Origin of the sequence: Tenacibaculum sp. FZY0031, from assembly GCF_036350695.1 — a bacterium.
In the GTDB taxonomy this organism is placed as follows: domain Bacteria; phylum Bacteroidota; class Bacteroidia; order Flavobacteriales; family Flavobacteriaceae; genus Polaribacter.
Genome location: NZ_JAZDVY010000006.1, coordinates 110,629 through 129,604, shown reverse-complemented (window position 1 = coordinate 129,604; position 18,976 = coordinate 110,629). Strand labels below are relative to the sequence as shown.

The window sequence follows — 18,976 nt, the reverse complement described above, 5'->3', positions numbered from 1 at the left end:
TGGGGTGAGGTTATTATGAGTGTTACATACAACCATAATATTAAAATAAAAGAAATTGTATGAAACAATCGATTAATATCATAATAAGCGGTGGAGGTACAGGAGGTCATATTTATCCTGCAATAGCAATTGCTAACGAAATAAAAGTTCGTTACCCAGAGGCTAATATTTTGTTTGTTGGTGCAAAAGATAAGATGGAAATGGAAAAAGTTCCACAAGCAGGATATGAAATTAAAGGACTGTGGATTTCAGGGATTCAAAGAGAGTTGACCTTGAAAAATTTAATGTTTCCTGTTAAACTAATAAGCAGCTTATGGAAAGCCTATCGAATTATACGAAAATTTAAACCTGATGTTGCTGTTGGAACAGGAGGCTTTGCTAGTGGGCCAACATTGTTAGTTGCTAATAGAAAGGGGATACCAACCTTAATTCAAGAACAAAATTCGTACCCAGGAATAACGAATAGATTGTTAGGAAAAAAAACACAAAAAATATGTGTTGCGCACGATAATTTAGAACGCTTTTTCCCTGAAGATAAAATTATAAAAACAGGAAATCCAGTTCGTCAAGATTTGCTATTTATTCATACGAAAATAGAAGAAGGAAAGGAGTTTTTTGAATTAGACACCTCAAAAAAAACAATTTTAATATTAGGAGGAAGCCTCGGTGCCCGTAAGATAAATCAGTTAGTTGAAGCAAATTTAGAGTTCTTTAAAAAACAAGAAGTTCAATTAATATGGCAATGTGGTAAATTGTATTATGAGGAGTATAAAAAGTATGATGAGCTAGAAAATGTTCAGGTACATCAGTTTCTGAATAGAATGGATTTGGCCTACGCTGCCGCAGATTTTATCGTGTCGAGAGCAGGAGCAAGTTCGGTATCGGAATTATGCATTGTAGGAAAACCCACTATTTTTATTCCATCACCAAATGTGGCAGAAGATCATCAAACAAAAAATGCAAAATCTATTGCCGACAAACATGGAGCTTTAGTCGTTAAAGAGAGTGAATTAGATACTTTTCCTGTCGTATTAGAAACATTGCTAAAAGACAAAGGGAAGCAAGAAAGTTTAAGTGAAAATATTAATGAACTGGCATTGCCAAATGCAACCAGTCATATCGTTAACGAAATAGAAAAATTAATTAGTTAGTGAATTTAAAAACGATACATAACGTTTATTTTATAGGTATTGGCGGAATAGGAATGAGTGCTGTAGCTCGCTACTTTTCTGTTAATGGGAAGCTGGTTGCAGGCTACGATAAAACACCAACACCTGTTACTAAGAGTTTAGAAGAAATAGGAATTGAAATCCATTTTGAAGATGCTGTCAAGAACATTCCAATTTCTTTTTTAGATAAAGAAAAAACATTGGTAGTGTTTACCCCGGCAGTTCCTAAAAATCACTCACAATTAAATTATTTTGAAGAGAACGGATATACCGTTTTGAAAAGAGCAGAAGTGCTAGGAGAAATTACCAAAAACACTTTTTGTTTGGCGGTAGCAGGAACGCATGGAAAAACAACAACCTCTTCAATTTTAGGGCACATTATGCAACCTGAAAAAGCTACGTCGTTTTTAGGAGGCATTGCAGAAAACTACAATTCAAATTTAATTTTAGGAGGTGATGAAGTTTCAGTTGTTGAGGCTGATGAGTTTGATCGTTCGTTTTTAAAATTATCACCTAATATAGCCTGTGTAACTTCTATGGATGCAGATCATTTAGATATCTATGGAGAAAATGAATTGTTACAGCAATCATTTAGAGATTTTGCAGGTAAAGTTTCTGATACCTTGATTGTAGCAAAAGGATTGCCATTAGAAGGGTTAACATATGCCGTTGATGAGGAAGCAGACTACAAAGCCTATAATGTAAAAATAGAAGAAGGTAAATATGTTTTTGATGTAAAAACACCAACATCAGAAATTAAAAATATAGCATTTCATTTACCAGGAAACCATAATATGATGAATGCTTTAGCAGCATTAGCTATTGCAGATGTTTATGGAGTGTCATTAGAAAAAATTAAAAAACAGCTAGGAACTTTTAAAGGGGTACAGCGTAGATTTTCTTATAAAATAAAAACAGAAGATGTAGTATTGATTGACGATTATGCGCATCATCCAACTGAGATAAAAGCGGTAGTGCAATCTGTTAGAGAAATGTATCCAAAAGAACAAGTGTTGGCTGTGTTTCAACCACACTTGTTTAGTAGAACTAGAGACTTTGTAGACGATTTTGCTGAAGCATTATCATTGTTCGACGAAGTACTATTATTAGATATTTATCCAGCTAGAGAATTGCCAATAAAAGGAGTTACTTCTAATTGGTTATTAGAAAAAATAACCATTGATACTAAAAAGGTAGTGTCTAAGGAAAAATTAAGTGACGAAATTGTAAAATCAGCATCAAAAATAGTGGCAATGTTAGGAGCAGGAGATATTGGTTTGTTAGTGGATGAAGTAAAAAATAAACTAGAAGAAAAGCATAAAAAATAGAATGAAAAAATTAGCAACATATCTGTCTTTTTTCTTGCTGTTGATGTTTTTGGTGTTTTTATATGGTTTTACAACCAGTAGAAATGGAGCAAAAAAGGTACAAAATACCGTGGTGGAGTTTGCTGCTGGTGACAATAACTTTTTGACACACAGTATGGTTGATAAATTGTTAATACAAAATAATGAATTTGTTAAAAACCAACCAAAAAGATTGGTAGATTTACACTTTCTAGAGGCTAATGTTTCGGCGAATCCGTATGTTGAAAAAACAGCTGTGTTTTTAACTGTAGATGGGGTGTTAAAAACTACCATAAAACAACGAACACCGATAGCTCGAATTGTTGATAAAGATAACTCTTTTTATGTTGATAAGTATGGGGTGAAAATTCCGTTATCAACAAATTTTTCGGCAAGAGTACCATTAGTTTTAGGAGTAAGGGAGCCAGAAGAAATCAACGAATTAACAACGTTAATAAAGACCATAAATAGCAACAGTTTTTTCGCTAAAGAAATTATTGCTATTCAAAGAGACGCCCAAAACGAATACATATTTACAGTTCGTAGTGGTGATTATAAGATAATTTTTGGAGAGTTAACAGATGCATCAATGAAGTTTAAAAAGCTAACAGCTTTTTACAACAAAGCATTTACAGACAAAACCATTAATAACTATAAAGCGATAAATGTAAAATACCACAACCAAGTTGTGTGCACAAAACAAAATCAAGATGGAAAACAATAAAATTGCAGTTGGTTTAGATATTGGTACAACCAAGATTGTTGCCATGATTGGTCGTAAAAACGAATACGGTAAGCTTGAAGTTTTAGGTATTGGTAAAGCGAAAAGTTTAGGTGTAAAACGTGGGGTAGTTAATAACATTACGCAAACCATACAATCTATTCAGCAAGCAGCTGAAGAAGCAGAAAGTATTTCAGGATATAAGATAGAAAATGTTGTAGTAGGTATTGCTGGTCAGCACATACGCAGCTTACATCATAGCGACTATATAACAAGAGAAAAGTCTGAAGAAGTAATAGATGCAACGGATATTGAAAACTTAGTAAGCCAGGTACATAAACTGGTTATGTTGCCTGGAGAAGAAATTATTCATGTATTACCACAAGAGTTTAAAGTAGATAGTCAACCAGATATAAAAGAGCCCATCGGAATGTATGGTGGAAGGTTAGAAGCTAACTTTCACGTAGTCGTAGGTCAAGTATCTTCTATTCGAAACGTAGGCAGGTGTATTAAAAGTGCAGGATTGAATCTTTCTGATATTACCCTTGAACCGTTGGCTTCAGCATCAGCAGTATTAAGTCAAGAAGAAAAAGAAGCAGGTGTAGCATTGATTGATATAGGTGGAGGTACCACAGATTTAGCGATATTCAAAGACGGAATTATTCGTCATACAGCAGTCATTCCTTTTGGAGGAAATGTAATTACTGAAGATATTAAAGAAGGTTGTTCCATAATAGAAAAACAAGCAGAATTATTAAAAATTAAGTTCGGTTCAGCATGGCCTGGAGAAAATAAAGAAACAGAAATTGTTTCTATTCCAGGATTAAGAGGAAGAGAGCCTAAAGAAATTACGCTTAAAAATTTATCAAAAATAATCCATGCGAGAGTTCAAGAAATTATTGAACATGTGTACCTAGAAATTAAGAACTATGGGCACGAAACTCAAAAAGGAAAACTAATTGCAGGTATTGTATTAACTGGGGGTGGAGCTCAATTAAAACATTTACGCCAGTTAGTAGAATATATTACTGGAATGGACGTTCGTATTGGGTATCCAAATGAACACCTAGCAGGAGACTCTGATGAGGTATTGTCGAGCCCTGCATTTGCAACTGCTGTAGGGTTGTTGATGGAAGGTTTACAAAAAGAAGTAGAAGAAAAAGTAATTGTTGAAGAAGCGCCAGAGGCGTTAGTAGAAGAAATAATTGAGGAAGAAAAAGAAATAATAGAAGAAATCCAAGAAGAGAAGGAACACAAAGCGAAAAAATCTAAATCGTTTTTTGATAAGTTTACCGAACGATTCAAAGAATTTTTAGATAACGCAGAGTAATTAGTATATATAAGAATACTCCTGATTAATCCCCTAAAAAGGAGTGTAAAATTGAATAAGAATTAATAAAAAAGAAAAGTTATTATGAGCGCAGAATTTGATAACATTTCATTCGACATGCCAAAAACACAATCGAATGCCATTAAAGTAATTGGTGTTGGTGGGGGAGGGAGCAACGCAGTAAACCACATGTATAGTAAACAAATTCACGGAGTAGATTTCGTAATTTGTAATACAGATGCACAAGCATTAGAAAACAGTCCGATACCTAATAAAGTTCAATTAGGGGCACACTTAACCTCTGGGTTAGGAGCAGGTGCAAATCCAGAAATTGGAGCACAAGCAGCAGCTGAAAGTATACAGGAAATTCAACAAATGTTGAGTACACATACTAAAATGGTGTTTATCACCGCAGGTATGGGAGGAGGTACCGGTACAGGAGCAGCTCCAATCATAGCTAAAATTGCTAAAGACATGGATATTTTAACGGTAGGAATCGTTACTATGCCATTTCAATTTGAAGGAAGAATGCGCTCAAAACAAGCTCAAAAAGGAATTGATGAGTTACGTAATAATGTAGATTCATTAATTGTTATCAATAATAATAAACTGCGCGAAGTTTATGGTAACTTAGGGTTTAAAGCAGGATTCTCTAAAGCTGATGAAGTATTAGCAACCGCAGCAAAAGGGATTGCAGAGGTAATTACACATCACTACAAGCAAAATATCGATTTACACGATGCAAAAACGGTATTGTCAAATAGTGGTACAGCAATTATGGGGTCTGCGAAAGAAACAGGAGCTAACAGAGCTAAAAATGCCATTGTAAAAGCATTAGATTCACCTTTGTTAAACGATAATAAAATTACAGGAGCTAAAAACGTATTGTTATTAATCGTTTCTGGAGGTAATGAAGTTACCCTAGATGAAATAGGTGAAATTAATGACTATATTCAGGATGAAGCAGGATACGATGCCAATATTATTATGGGTATTGGAGAAGACGAATCATTAGAAGATGGAATAGCAGTAACCGTTGTGGCTACTGGTTTTGCAGCAGATCAACAAGGAAATATTACCAATACAGAAGTAAAGAAAATAGTTCATACCCTAGAAGATGAACAAAAGGCAACTTATAACTTTGGAGATCAACAAGTACAAACTTCTACAGCAATTGACGAGCCTATACAAAATACACCATCAAATAAAGTGATTCATGTTTTAGAGGAAGAAAAGCCTGAACCTAAATCAGAGATTATTCCTACCACAGAAGCACTAAAAAATATAGAGGTAGTATATGATGAAATTGCAATAGAAACCGTTTCTGAAGACGATTTTATCATCACCAATATTGCGGAACCTAAAGTAGAAGAAAGAGAAGAAGTAAAAGAACAACCAACTCAACAAGATTTGTTGTTTGATTTGCCCTTAAATTCTTACGAAGAAATAACACCAGCTTCTCATTTAGTTGAAACAACTAACGAGATAAAAAATATTGAAGTAAAAGCCGAAGAAGTAAAGTATCATAAAGTTGAAAAACGTTATGTATTAGACGATTTTAGCGCACAACCAACCATTGGTAAAAGTTCTACTCCTACTATTAAAGAAGAGGTGGAAGAAGAGTTGCAATTTGAGGTAAAATCTAAAATGCAAGAAGAAATTAATAACATAAACACTTCAAGCGAAGAAGTTTCTCCGTTAGACTTAACAATTTCTGAATTGCAAAAAAGAGCACAAGAAAGACGTGAAAAAATGAAAGGTTTTAACTACAAGTTTAACGACCAGGTTAGTAAAAACATAGACGAAATTGAGCGTCAACCAGCGTATAAAAGATTAGGAGTTGATATTGATGCAGGTTCTGATATTAGTAAGTCAGATACAGCATTGAATACAGATAACAACGACTTATTACGCGCTAACAACTCGTTTTTACACGATAATGTAGATTAATAAAAGAATAAGACTTATTTTTAAAATCCCGATAACTCGGGATTTTTTTAATACTTTAAAAATATAAAATTATGAGTTTGCAAAAACAGGTAATGGATAAAATGAAAGAAGCTATGAAGGCTAAAGATACCATAGCTTTAACAGCTTTAAGAGCTTTGAAATCAGCTTTTATGCTAGCAAATACCGAAGCGGGAGCAGGGGAACTTACCGAAGCAGAAGAATTAAAAATTATTCAAAAGCAGGTAAAACAACGTAAAGATAGTGCTACTGTGTTTACAGAGCAAGGGCGTAACGACTTAGCAGAACCAGAATTGGCAGAAGCAGCTGTTTTAGAACAATTTTTACCAGAGGCCTTAAGTGAGGAAGAAATTGGGAATATTGTAGAGAAAATCATTGCAGATGTTGGAGCAGACGGGATGAAGGATATGGGAAAAGTAATGGGAATTGTATCAAAGCAATTAGCAGGACAAGCAGACGGGAAAACAATTTCAGCAATTGTAAAAGCTAAACTAGCTTAATAAAATTCATAGACTCAGTAGTTCAACTGGATAGAACATCAGATTTCGGCTCTGAGGGTTGGGGGTTCGAGTCCTCTCTGGGTCGCATTAGTATTTTAAATCCACTGATTTTCAGTGGATTTTTTTTAAAAATATTTAATACAAGGTTGACTTCATATTTTTCTAACTTAGGCTCAAGGTCTTTATACTTTTCTCTAAAGCAATTATAACGATTGTAAAAATCAATATTTATGTATAATAAATACTCTTTTTCTGTCATCTCTTTATTCTGACTTAAAAATTAAAATTACATCATTATCTTTTGCATATTTAATAGAATCATTAATATTAGATAAAGATAAATTACTATTTGGTACTTCTAGATAATATTTACCTTCAAGTTCCTTTCCATATTTTGGTGCTGTAATTTTTGTTTCTCTTGGATACTTCTTTTTTATTTCCGCTATGTATTTTTGGAATGTTGAAAATTTATATCCCTTAAATTTGTAGCTTTTCTAGATACGATTTTTAAGCCTTCTTCATAAGAATCTAATCTAAATTTAACTTTTTTACCACTTATAGTTTGCTCTACGGTAACTTCATTAAATCTATACCATTCTTCTCTAACTCCTTTAATGGAAATGTCTGCTGCATCATTTATGGTGGTATCTACATACTTTCCTGTTCTTAAAGCTTCATCAATTAATTCTTTAGTACCTGGTGCATACCTATCAAAATGTGCTAAGGTTTCTTCGGTAAGTTCCCTTACAATACGTGTATAGGTTTTTGAACCATTTTTTATAACGATCCTCCAAACATTAGGTTCTTTAGTGACTTTAATAATAGGTCTTAATACTTTAATCCCAGCACCCACAATTTTACCACCGGGTACTACGGTAAGGAGAATACCTCCTGCTGCTTTCCAACGCGCTGCATCCTCACCATCAAAATCTTTTCCATCAATAAGAATTTTAATATCTTCAACGGGTAATTAAATTGTGGATTTATACAATATTTGTACGGTTTTAGTACGAAACAATATGAAAAAACAGGTGTTTTTGAGTAAAAAAGCTGTAAAATTAGATTATTATATAGGGAGGTAACTTGTAGGTGTTTTAAATATTTTTCTAAGTAAATAAGTTTACTTATAAGTAACAAATAGAAGAATTTTTACACTCTTTTTACTCGTAATTTTTCCACTTCTTCTATAGTAAGACCTGTGTTTTTAGCGATTAACTCATTATCAAGACCACTTCTTTTAAAAGCTTTGGCGATTTCTATTTTCTCATTACGTTTAGCTATTTCAGTAGCTTCTTTTTTTAGACGCTGCTCCAACACGTATTTGGGTACATATTTAGTACTTTTTTTAAGTTCAGCTAGTAACCCAATATCTCCAAAACTAAGATAGCTCTTGTCAGATATTATAAGATGGTCTACTACTTCAGTATCCACAATAATGCCTACTTGTATTAAACGGTCAGAAATATCTTTGTCTGCCTCAGAAGGTTTTAATTCACCACTTGGATGGTTATGGCATAATATGATTTTAACAGCTCTTTTTTGCAACGCAAAACTAAACACCTCCATAGGTTCTACCAAGGTAGCATTTACAGTGCCTAAACTTATGAGTTCAATAAAAAGAATACGGTTGTTATTAGCTAAGCCAATAACCCAAAAATGCTCACGGTTTTGGTCTATCTTACTTTCACGGAGCAATACTTTTTGCATAATTCCGTAAATATCATCGGAATTTAGAATCTTTATCTTCTCTTGTTCTGTCAATTTTATATCCATAGAAACAAATGTAAGATTTTATCTCTTAATGTTTGCCAATTCTAGTTATGGTAACAAAAAAAGCGACAAAGTAATACCTTGCCGCTTTAAATGTTTTCACAACGGAATAATCCTTATTGTGAATTGATTTCAAAATTGTAGAGCTAATATACATTTTTTTTAATTAGTAGATTACGGCTTTCCTTTTTTTAAAGAATAAAAAAAACTTACTTTTATTGTCCAAGGCAACTTATTTTAAAATTGCTGCTATTCCTCTTAAAAAAGCAAAAAAGGAAGCTCGAAAGCTTCCCTTTTGAAATCAATTCACAATTAATCATACAAACAAGATTAAATTATGATAAACTAATAATTCAGTTTCCTGACTTAAATAACTGGCTTGGACCCCAGTATTAAAAAATAAATATTCAATTCAAAGAATAAAGGTTGGAATTTTATTCTTTATTAAAAATTAAAATATTCAATTCAATTAGTTTCTGATAGCAAATATATTATAAAATAATTATATTTGTATGATTAGAATCAATTTTTTTTAAACATATAAAAATGATGACTAAAAAAATTTTAGGTCTAGATTTAGGTATCACCTCAATCGGTTGGGCATTGGTAGAAGAAGCTGAAAATAACTCGGAAGAATCAAAAATTATAAAGTTAGGAGTTAGAGTAACCCCTTTGACTGTTGATGAAAAAACCGATTTTGAAAAAGGGCGCCCTTCAGGTACTAATACTGAAAGGACCTTAAAACGTGGAGCAAGAAGAAACTTACAACGATATAAGCTAAGAAGAGAAGCTTTAATTAATGAGTTAATCAATCATAATATTATCTCAAAAGAAACTCTATTAACAGAAATAGGAAAAAATACAACGCATCAAACTTTATATCTAAGGGCTAAGGCAGCAAAAGAAAGGGTTGAACTGGAAGACTTTGCAAGAATATTATTAAGTATCAATAAAAAAAGAGGTTACAAAAGTAGTAGAAAAGCAAGGAATGAAGAAGATGGGGGAGCTATTGATGGAATGTCAATAGCAAAAGAGCTTTACGAAAATAACTTAACACCAGGGGAATATGTGCTAAACTTATTAAAACAAAATAAAAAATACATTCCTGATTTTTATAAATCTGACTTACATAATGAGTTCAATAAAATATGGAAAAATCAACAAAAGTATTATTCAGAAATTCTTAGCGAACCCTTATATAAAGAACTGCAAGGAAAAAATAAAAGACAAACATGGGCAATTTGTAAAACTCCTTTTAACTTAGTTGGAATCACACAAAAAGGAACAGCTAATGAAAAAAGGTTAGAACGTTATCAGTGGCGCACAAAGGGATTGACTGAAAAATTAGAACTTGAACATTTAGCTATTGTCCTTCAAGAAATTAATAATGACTTGAACAAATCGAGCGATTATTTAGGCGCAATTTCTGACAGAAGTAAAGAGTTACATTTTAAAAATATAATCGTAGGAGAGTATCTGTACCAACAAATTCAAGAAAACCCACATATCTCACTAAAAAATCAAGTTTTTTACAGGCAAGATTATATGGATGAATTTGAAAAAATATGGTCTGTACAAACACAATTCCATAAAGAACTAACGCTGCCCTTAAAAGAAAAAATTCGAGATATTATTATTTTTTATCAACGAAAATTAAAATCGCAAAAAGGACAATTAGACTTTTGTCAGTTTGAAAGTTGGGAGCAAGAGTATGTGAACGATACAACCAATAAAATAATGAAGAGACGCATTGGTCGTCGTGTTGTATCTAAATCATCTCCGTTATTCCAAGAGGTTAAAATTTGGCAGGTACTAAACAACCTTACTTTTTCTAATAAAAATACAGGCGACCATATTGCCATTAACGATTTAGACAGAAACATAATTGATGAAATTTTTCAGGAATTAAACCTTAGAGGTGAACATAAAGCAACCAGTGTGCTTAAGATTCTTAAAAAGCATATAGCGCTAGGAAAGCAAAGTGATTGGAAAGCTAACCACGAAAAAATTGAAGGAAATACTACTAATAAAGTACTATATGATGTTTATCAAAAAATTGCGGAGTTAGAAGGGTATGGTTTTGATTGGGAAAAGAAAACAGCCACAGCTATTAAAGAAGAGTTAAAAGCTGTTTTTTCTGAAATAGGAATAAATCAAGATATTTTAGAGTTTAACGGAATACTACAGGGTAAAAAATTTGAAAATCAGGCAAGTTATCAGTTATGGCATTTGCTTTATGCAACTGAAGAAGATTTTAACAAGGTTAGTAAAGAAGACCAAATGATTTATGGGAATAATGCTGTAAGTTTAAAGAAAAAGTTAGTTTCAAAATTTGGTTTTAAACCTGAACATACAAAAATGTTAGCCAGTATTTCTTTTCCTCAAGACTATGGAAATTTATCAAGCAAAGCGTTAAAAAAGATTTTACCCGAACTTCAAAAAGGATATACTTATTCCGAAGCCTGTAAAAATGTGGGGTATAACCACTCTAATAGTTTCACAAAAGAAGAACTTGAAAATAGAGAACTCAAAGACAAACTTGAGCTCATTAAAAAAAATAGTTTAAGAAACCCTGTTGTAGAAAAAATTTTAAACCAAACTGTTAACGTAGTAAATCAAATTATAGAAACCTATGGAAAACCTGATGAAGTACGTATAGAATTAGCTAGAGAGCTTAAAAAATCAGCTGATGAACGTAGTAAAATGACTAGGAATATTGCTGAGGCAACCAAAAGAAACCAAGATATAAAAAAGCTAATTATTAAAGATTTTGGTATTCCAAACCCAACCAAAAATGATGTAGTTCGTTATCGTCTTTATGAAGAACTATCAAGTAACGGATATAAAACACTGTTTACAAACAGAAAAATAAATAAAGAAGATATTTTTTCAAAAAAAATAGATATTGAACATATTATTCCTAAAGCTTTAGTATTTGATGATTCCTTTTCAAACAAAACACTCGCATATAGAGAAGTAAATTTAGAAAAGAGTAATACTACAGCTTTCGACTTTATTAACAACAGCAATCATTCAGGAATAGAGGACTATAAATTAAGGGTTGAGAGTTTGTATAAAGACGGAAAAATATCGCCTGCAAAAAGGAAGAAATTGTTAATTTCTAAAGAAGATATTTCAGATGATTTTATTGAAAGAGACCTAAGAAACAGTCAGTACATCGCTAAAAAAGCAAAGGCAATGTTGTTCGAGGTATTTCCTAGTGTAGTTGCCACCACAGGAAGTATTACCGATAAATTAAGAGAAGATTGGGATTTAATCAATATCATGAAAGAACTCAATTTACCAAAATATCGTGCTTTAGGACTCACGGAATATGAAGAACGCTTAAATAAAGGGACTGAAGAAATAAACAAACGAGAAGTTATAAAAGATTGGACGAAAAGAAACGACCATCGTCATCATGCAATGGACGCTTTAACAGTTGCTTTTACCACACACAACCATATTCAATACATCAACAATTTAAGTGCTAGAAAGCTTACAAATCACAAGAAGCACAAAATTATACTAAATATTGAAAATTTAATTACCGAAAACAAAAATGGCAAACGCAAGTTTAAAGCACCCATATCTAACTTTAGAACTGAAGCAAAAAAACATATTGAAGCAATACTTATTTCATTTAAAAACAAAAATAAAGTAGTAACTCGTAACATAAATATTACCAAAACTAAAAATAATACCTTACAAAAAAAACAATTAACTCCTAGAGGACAATTACATAAAGAAACTGTTTATGGAAAGATTAAACGTCCCTCTAAAAAAACGATAAAACTCAATAAAAACTTTGAGGCAAGCACTGCACAGCAAATTGTAAATCCTGTACATAAAAAAATAGTTTTAGAACACTTAAAAACATTTGATAACAACCCAACAATTGCTTTTGATAGCAAAACACTTAAAACAAATCCGCTTTTATGTAAAAATAAACCTTTTAAAGAGGTTGTTTGTTTTGAAGATATTTATACTATTAGAAAAGAAGTAAATTCAGAGAATTTTAAAACACAAAAAAATATAGAAAAAGTAATCGATATAAAAACAAGACAGCTTTTAAGCCAACGTTTAAAAGCCCACGATAACAATGCGATAAAAGCTTTCTCTAACCTTAAGGAAAACCCTATATGGTTACATAAAGAAAAAGGTATTTGTATAAGAAGAGTTCGTATTACAGGTGTTAGCAACGCTGAAGCATTGCATACAAAAAAAGACCATTTAGGAAGAGAAATTTTAAATGAACAAGGTAATAAGCAAGCGGTTGATTTTGTTAGCACAGGAAACAACCACCATATAGCTATTTATAAAGATAACAAAGGAAATCTACAAGAAATGGTAGTTTCTTTTTACGAAGCTGTTGCAAGGGTAAATAAAAACTTGCCTATAATTGATAAAACGTATAAAGAAAAAGAAGGCTGGCAGTTTTTATTTACCATGAAACAAAACGAAATGTTTGTTTTTCCTAATGAAGATTTTGATATAAATGAAATTGATTTAACGGACGCAAAAAAAGCATCGCGTATTAGTCCATACCTATTTAGAGTACAGAAAATTGCTACTAAAGACTATTTCTTCAGACATCATTTAGAAACAACAGTAGAAGATAATAAAAGCACAAAAGAAATCGCATGGAAAAGGCTAGGTCTAAATCATATCAAGGATATTAAAAAAGTAAGATTAAATCACCTTGGTCAAATTGTTCAAGTAGGAGAATATTAATTACTGTAAAAGCCCATATATATGTATATGGGCTTTTTTATTAAAATCAAACCGTTATGCTAAAAAGAACCATTTACATAGGCAATCCAGCATATTTAAAACTAAAACACAATCAGTTAGTTGTCGCGTGCCCAGAAACCAAACAAGCAATAGGTACAGTGTCTATTGAAGATATGGCGTTGCTAATGTTAGACCATCATCAGATTACTATATCTACTCAACTTATTAATCAGTTAATGGGGAACGGTGTTGCATTAATTCATTGCGATAATCATCATTTGCCAAACGGACTCATGCAACCCATGGTAGGACATTCTGAACTTACCGAACGTTGGCGATACCAATTAAAAAGTTCCATCCCCTTAAAAAAACAACTTTGGAAACAAACTGTAATTTCTAAAATAGAAAATCAAAAGCAGCTTTTACAACAAAATAATAGTCCATTTGAGGCAATGGATAGCTATTTAGAAAAAGTTACTTCAGGAGATGAAACAAATATGGAAGGAAAAGCGGCCAACCATTATTGGAAATACATACTAACCGATTTTCAACGAGAGCGCTTTGGAGATGTTCCAAATAATTTTTTAAATTTTGGATATGCTGTTTTACGTAGTATTGTAGCACGTGCTATTGTAAGTAGCGGTATGTTACCAGCACAAGGCATTTTTCATAAGAATAAATATAATCCGTATTGTTTAGCTGATGATATAATGGAACCTTACCGCCCTTTTGTAGATAAACTTGTATTAGAATATATTACAAAACATCCAACAGAAGATGCTTTAAGTAAACAAGCCAAAGCACACCTATTGCAAATAGCTACTGAAGATGTTTTGATTGATGCAAAAATACGCCCTCTTATGGTGGCTGTAACAACGACTACAGCTAGCTTGTATAAATGCTTTATAGGAGAAAGGCGCACTATTTTATACCCTAGTTTATCGTGAGTCAGAACCGTTATAATGCCTATAGAGTTATGTGGATACTAGTCTTGTTTGATTTGCCAACCGAAACCAAAGTAGAAAGAAAGGCTGCCAATGTATTTAGAAAAAAGTTGTTAAATGACGGGTTTACGATGTTTCAATTTTCTATTTATATGCGCCATTGCCCCAGTAGAGAAAATAGTAAAGTACATATAAGAAGGGTAAAAAGTTCACTACCAAAGTATGGTAAAGTATGTGTCTTTGAAATAACCGATAAGCAATTTGGAATGATGGAGATTTTTCATGGTAGAAAAGAAATTCCAAAGCCAACTCCTGTACAGCAATTAGAATTGTTCTAAGTTTAAAATTCTGTTGAATGCAAAAACCTCCCTAAAATAGGAGGTTTTAAACATTTACCTTGTGATTGCTCACGTAAAAATACAATTTGAAATCAATTCACAACAAGGAGCCCTAAATACATATGCCCTAAAAACTTGTGATTGCTCACGTAAAAATACAATTTGAAATCAATTCACAACTCACTTAAAAACTTGCTTAATTGTTTTTGACTTGTGATTGCTCACGTAAAAATACAATTTGAAATCAATTCACAACTTTCTTTCAGCTTTTAATTTAGCTTCGTAACTTGTGATTGCTCACGTAAAAATACAATTTGAAATCAATTCACAACCATTTTCACCAAATTTTATACTAGAAGTATCTTGTGATTGCTCACGTAAAAATACAATTTGAAATCAATTCACAACAAAAAGCAGGTTAAAAAAACTCATAATGGACTTGTGATTGCTCACGTAAAAATACAATTTGAAATCAATTCACAACTTTTCGTGAATGGTGTCACTCTACAGAATTCTTGTGATTGCTCACGTAAAAATACAATTTGAAATCAATTCACAACTACATATACTAGCGTATCTTCAAGTTTACTCTTGTGATTGCTCACGTAAAAATACAATTTGAAATCAATTCACAACTACTTCTTCCAAGGCTGTTTTTAACTTAGCCTTGTGATTGCTCACGTAAAAATACAATTTGAAATCAATTCACAACTATAAAGTCAGTTACCCAACCAAATAAAGACTTGTGATTGCTCACGTAAAAATACAATTTGAAATCAATTCACAACTGCACGTAAATTAGAATGTACGACGTTTAACTTGTGATTGCTCACGTAAAAATACAATTTGAAATCAATTCACAACCCATTGTATGTATGGGTTGTAATCTTCCCTCTTGTGATTGCTCACGTAAAAATACAATTTGAAATCAATTCACAACCCCTTATTTTGAAGATAAACCAAAGGAAAACTTGTGATTGCTCACGTAAAAATACAATTTGAAATCAATTCACAACCAAGGGGTTATTATCAAAAACCTAAAGAGCTTGTGATTGCTCACGTAAAAATACAATTTGAAATCAATTCACAACAGTAAAGCTTGTGTATTTATCGCAAAAATTCTTGTGATTGCTCACGTAAAAATACAATTTGAAATCAATTCACAACACTTGATATATTTTTATCATGATTTCTACTCTTGTGATTGCTCACGTAAAAATACAATTTGAAATCAATTCACAACTACATTCTCGTCATATTTCTTTTGACAATCCTTGTGATTGCTCACGTAAAAATACAATTTGAAATCAATTCACAACAAATGATATTTATTTAAAAATAAGAATACCTTGTGATTGCTCACGTAAAAATACAATTTGAAATCAATTCACAACTAAATTGGGGGAATTGAAGTTCTTCTATTACTTGTGATTGCTCACGTAAAAATACAATTTGAAATCAATTCACAACTAGGTAACGGATGGACAGTTGATGTTATTGCTTGTGATTGCTCACGTAAAAATACAATTTGAAATCAATTCACAACTGTGGCTAATTTATATTTTGCTGTTGTAGACTTGTGATTGCTCACGTAAAAATACAATTTGAAATCAATTCACAACTGCATCTCTAGAAAATACTCCTATCGAGTTCTTGTGATTGCTCACGTAAAAATACAATTTGAAATCAATTCACAACCCCTTATTTTGAAGATAAACCAAAGGAAAACTTGTGATTGCTCACGTAAAAATACAATTTGAAATCAATTCACAACGTTATAGTTTAAATACATCCCCTATTGCTTCTTGTGATTGCTCACGTAAAAATACAATTTGAAATCAATTCACAACGAAAGCAATAGGATAGTAGGTCTTTTTATGCTTGTGATTGCTCACGTAAAAATACAATTTGAAATCAATTCACAACAAACGAATATCTAAGCGAACAAGACAAAGACTTGTGATTGCTCACGTAAAAATACAATTTGAAATCAATTCACAACATACTAAGTTTTATTTTGTCTTTTCTGTCACTTGTGATTGCTCACGTAAAAATACAATTTGAAATCAATTCACAACATGGGATTTAAGTCCAATACCTGATAATTACTTGTGATTGCTCACGTAAAAATACAATTTGAAATCAATTCACAACCGATGTAGAGACATTTAATTATAAAACTAGCTTGTGATTGCTCACGTAAAAATACAATTTGAAATCAATTCACAACTAACCCTATATACATACTTATAACGTTGATCTTGTGATTGCTCACGTAAAAATACAATTTGAAATCAATTCACAACATCCAATTGTTAAATAAATCAGAATTGTATCTTGTGATTGCTCACGTAAAAATACAATTTGAAATCAATTCACAACCTCTGGTTTCATTTATATTTGTCATATAATCTTGTGATTGCTCACGTAAAAATACAATTTGAAATCAATTCACAACCGGCAAAATACCCTCTTTTCTAGCTGTGTACTTGTGATTGCTCACGTAAAAATACAATTTGAAATCAATTCACAACAGATTTTGTTTACTGGTGTATTTAGAGGCGCTTGTGATTGCTCACGTAAAAATACAATTTGAAATCAATTCACAACTAGAGTTAGTAGCGTTTAACACTAAAGGTTCTTGTGATTGCTCACGTAAAAATACAATTTGAAATCAATTCACAACTCTTGTAAATTTACTCATTGATACCAAGTTCTTGTGATTGCTCACGTAAAAATACAATTTGAAATCAATTCACAACAGGATTCTCATCGTTAACATAACTTAAAATCTTGTGATTGCTCACGTAAAAATACAATTTGAAATCAATTCACAACAATGATGAACCGCTATATAATATTGTTTTACTTGTGATTGCTCACGTAAAAATACAATTTGAAATCAATTCACAACCGGAGTAGACGCAGGAGGAGAGCTTAGAGACTTGTGATTGCTCACGTAAAAATACAATTTGAAATCAATTCACAACTAACTGTGCAAGCTCATCACTGTCCATTACCTTGTGATTGCTCACGTAAAAATACAATTTGAAATCAATTCACAACGGTATATACGTTGAAAAGGATTTTATTCATCTTGTGATTGCTCACGTAAAAATACAATTTGAAATCAATTCACAACACAAAGAGCAAAAAGAGCTCGAGGCCAAGGCTTGTGATTGCTCACGTAAAAATACAATTTGAAATCAATTCACAACTAGAATCCTTGTGCTTGTATCCAATAGCTTCTTGTGATTGCTCACGTAAAAATACAATTTGAAATCAATTCACAACTTAATCAGTACTAATTCTTCTAGGTCTAATCTTGTGATTGCTCACGTAAAAATACAATTTGAAATCAATTCACAACAACTTATCTAGGTTCAATTTTTGTTATTTTCTTGTGATTGCTCACGTAAAAATACAATTTGAAATCAATTCACAACGTGAACATTTAACTCTTACTCTAAATTTAGCTTGTGATTGCTCACGTAAAAATACAATTTGAAATCAATTCACAACACAACCTCCATGCGTCCGCTCTTGTGGTCGCTTGTGATTGCTCACGTAAAAATACAATTTGAAATCAATTCACAACAAGAGTTACAAGTGTTTTGTTATATTCTTGCTTGTGATTGCTCACGTAAAAATACAATTTGAAATCAATTCACAACGAAGCAGAAAGAAAAGCAGAAGAGGAGCGTCTTGTGATTGCTCACGTAAAAATACAATTTGAAATCAATTCACAACAACTTATCTAGGTTCAATTTTTGTTATTTTCTTGTGATTGCTCACGTAAAAATACAATTTGAAATCAATTCACAACGTGAACATTTAACTCTTACTCTAAATTTAGCTTGTGATTGCTCACGTAAAAATACAATTTGAAATCAATTCACAACACAACCTCCATGCGTCCGCTCTTGTGGTCGCTTGTGATTGCTCACGTAAAAATACAATTTGAAATCAATTCACAACGAAGCAGAAAGAAAAGCAGAAGAGGAGCGTCTTGTGATTGCTCACGTAAAAATACAATTTGAAATCAATTCACAACAACTTATCTAGGTTCAATTTTTGTTATTTTCTTGTGATTGCTCACGTAAAAATACAATTTGAAATCAATTCACAACGTGAACATTTAACTCTTACTCTAAAT

The 18,976-nt window shown here is 32.0% G+C and carries 11 protein-coding genes, 1 tRNA gene and 1 CRISPR repeat array (1 of these 13 cut by a window edge); of the genes, 10 read left to right on the top strand and 2 right to left on the bottom strand.

Annotation, left to right across the window (positions count from 1 at the left end):
- The first annotated feature begins 59 nt into the window (after positions 1 to 59).
- From murG to V1T75_RS10090, 7 genes are all read left to right on the top strand, one after another.
- The gene (gene murG / locus V1T75_RS10120) at positions 60 to 1,151 is read left to right on the top strand and encodes an undecaprenyldiphospho-muramoylpentapeptide beta-N-acetylglucosaminyltransferase (RefSeq protein ID WP_330488427.1); all 1,092 of its coding nucleotides are present in this window, start codon (positions 60 to 62) and stop codon (positions 1,149 to 1,151) included.
- The gene (gene murC, locus V1T75_RS10115) at positions 1,151 to 2,497 is read left to right on the top strand and encodes a UDP-N-acetylmuramate--L-alanine ligase (protein ID WP_330488426.1); all 1,347 of its coding nucleotides are present in this window, start codon (positions 1,151 to 1,153) and stop codon (positions 2,495 to 2,497) included. Before murG ends, murC begins: the two co-directional genes overlap by 1 nt.
- Before the next feature lies 1 nt (position 2,498).
- Entirely contained in the window at positions 2,499 to 3,239 is a 741-nt protein-coding gene (locus V1T75_RS10110; protein WP_330488425.1) for a cell division protein FtsQ/DivIB, read from the top strand.
- Complete coding sequence (gene ftsA / locus V1T75_RS10105; RefSeq protein WP_330488424.1) at positions 3,226 to 4,566, top strand: cell division protein FtsA; 1,341 nt, start codon at positions 3,226 to 3,228, stop codon at positions 4,564 to 4,566. The genes V1T75_RS10110 and ftsA overlap by 14 nt, the downstream gene beginning before the upstream one ends.
- An 84-nt stretch (positions 4,567 to 4,650) precedes the next feature.
- Positions 4,651 to 6,516 (top strand): cell division protein FtsZ, encoded by a 1,866-nt coding sequence (ftsZ, locus tag V1T75_RS10100; RefSeq protein WP_330488423.1) that lies wholly within the window; start codon positions 4,651 to 4,653, stop codon positions 6,514 to 6,516.
- 71 nt (positions 6,517 to 6,587) lie between these two features.
- On the top strand, positions 6,588 to 7,034 hold the full coding sequence (locus V1T75_RS10095; RefSeq protein ID WP_330488422.1) for a GatB/YqeY domain-containing protein: 447 nt from the start codon (positions 6,588 to 6,590) through the stop codon (positions 7,032 to 7,034).
- An 11-nt stretch (positions 7,035 to 7,045) separates the two neighbouring features.
- Positions 7,046 to 7,119, top strand: a tRNA-Arg gene (locus tag V1T75_RS10090).
- A 357-nt stretch (positions 7,120 to 7,476) separates the two neighbouring features.
- Here the strand turns inward: V1T75_RS10090 and V1T75_RS10085 are convergent.
- Together V1T75_RS10085 and V1T75_RS10080 are read right to left on the bottom strand one after the other, a co-directional pair.
- Positions 7,477 to 7,887 (bottom strand): hypothetical protein, encoded by a 411-nt coding sequence (locus V1T75_RS10085; protein ID WP_330488421.1) that lies wholly within the window; start codon positions 7,885 to 7,887, stop codon positions 7,477 to 7,479.
- Between the two features lie 296 nt (positions 7,888 to 8,183).
- On the bottom strand, positions 8,184 to 8,807 hold the full coding sequence (locus tag V1T75_RS10080) for a JAB domain-containing protein (protein WP_330488420.1): 624 nt from the start codon (positions 8,805 to 8,807) through the stop codon (positions 8,184 to 8,186).
- 543 nt (positions 8,808 to 9,350) lie between these two features.
- On the opposite strand from V1T75_RS10080, the gene cas9 reads away from it, so the two are divergent.
- The 3 genes from cas9 to cas2 are packed head-to-tail and all read left to right on the top strand — an operon-like array spanning position 9,351 to position 14,820.
- Entirely contained in the window at positions 9,351 to 13,538 is a 4,188-nt protein-coding gene (gene cas9, locus V1T75_RS10075) for a type II CRISPR RNA-guided endonuclease Cas9 (RefSeq protein WP_330488419.1), read from the top strand.
- A 56-nt stretch (positions 13,539 to 13,594) separates the two neighbouring features.
- Positions 13,595 to 14,485, top strand: coding sequence for a type II CRISPR-associated endonuclease Cas1 (cas1, locus tag V1T75_RS10070; protein WP_330488418.1), 891 nt, complete (start codon positions 13,595 to 13,597; stop codon positions 14,483 to 14,485).
- On the top strand, positions 14,482 to 14,820 hold the full coding sequence (cas2, locus tag V1T75_RS10065; protein WP_099216047.1) for a CRISPR-associated endonuclease Cas2: 339 nt from the start codon (positions 14,482 to 14,484) through the stop codon (positions 14,818 to 14,820). The genes cas1 and cas2 overlap by 4 nt, the downstream gene beginning before the upstream one ends.
- A gap of 58 nt (positions 14,821 to 14,878) precedes the next feature.
- Positions 14,879 to 18,976: direct repeats of the CRISPR family, unit length 46 nt; unit sequence CTTGTGATTGCTCACGTAAAAATACAATTTGAAATCAATTCACAAC; it runs 886 nt beyond the window's last position.

Coding starts and splice junctions, on each gene's coding strand:
- murG (WP_330488427.1), top strand. CDS start 60: ATGAAACAATCGATTAATATCATAATAAGCGGTGGAGGTACAGGAGGT.
- V1T75_RS10110 (WP_330488425.1), top strand. CDS start 2,499: ATGAAAAAATTAGCAACATATCTGTCTTTTTTCTTGCTGTTGATGTTT.
- ftsA (WP_330488424.1), top strand. CDS start 3,226: ATGGAAAACAATAAAATTGCAGTTGGTTTAGATATTGGTACAACCAAG.
- ftsZ (WP_330488423.1), top strand. CDS start 4,651: ATGAGCGCAGAATTTGATAACATTTCATTCGACATGCCAAAAACACAA.
- V1T75_RS10095 (WP_330488422.1), top strand. CDS start 6,588: ATGAGTTTGCAAAAACAGGTAATGGATAAAATGAAAGAAGCTATGAAG.
- V1T75_RS10080 (WP_330488420.1), bottom strand. CDS start 8,807: ATGGATATAAAATTGACAGAACAAGAGAAGATAAAGATTCTAAATTCC.
- cas9 (WP_330488419.1), top strand. CDS start 9,351: ATGATGACTAAAAAAATTTTAGGTCTAGATTTAGGTATCACCTCAATC.
- cas1 (WP_330488418.1), top strand. CDS start 13,595: ATGCTAAAAAGAACCATTTACATAGGCAATCCAGCATATTTAAAACTA.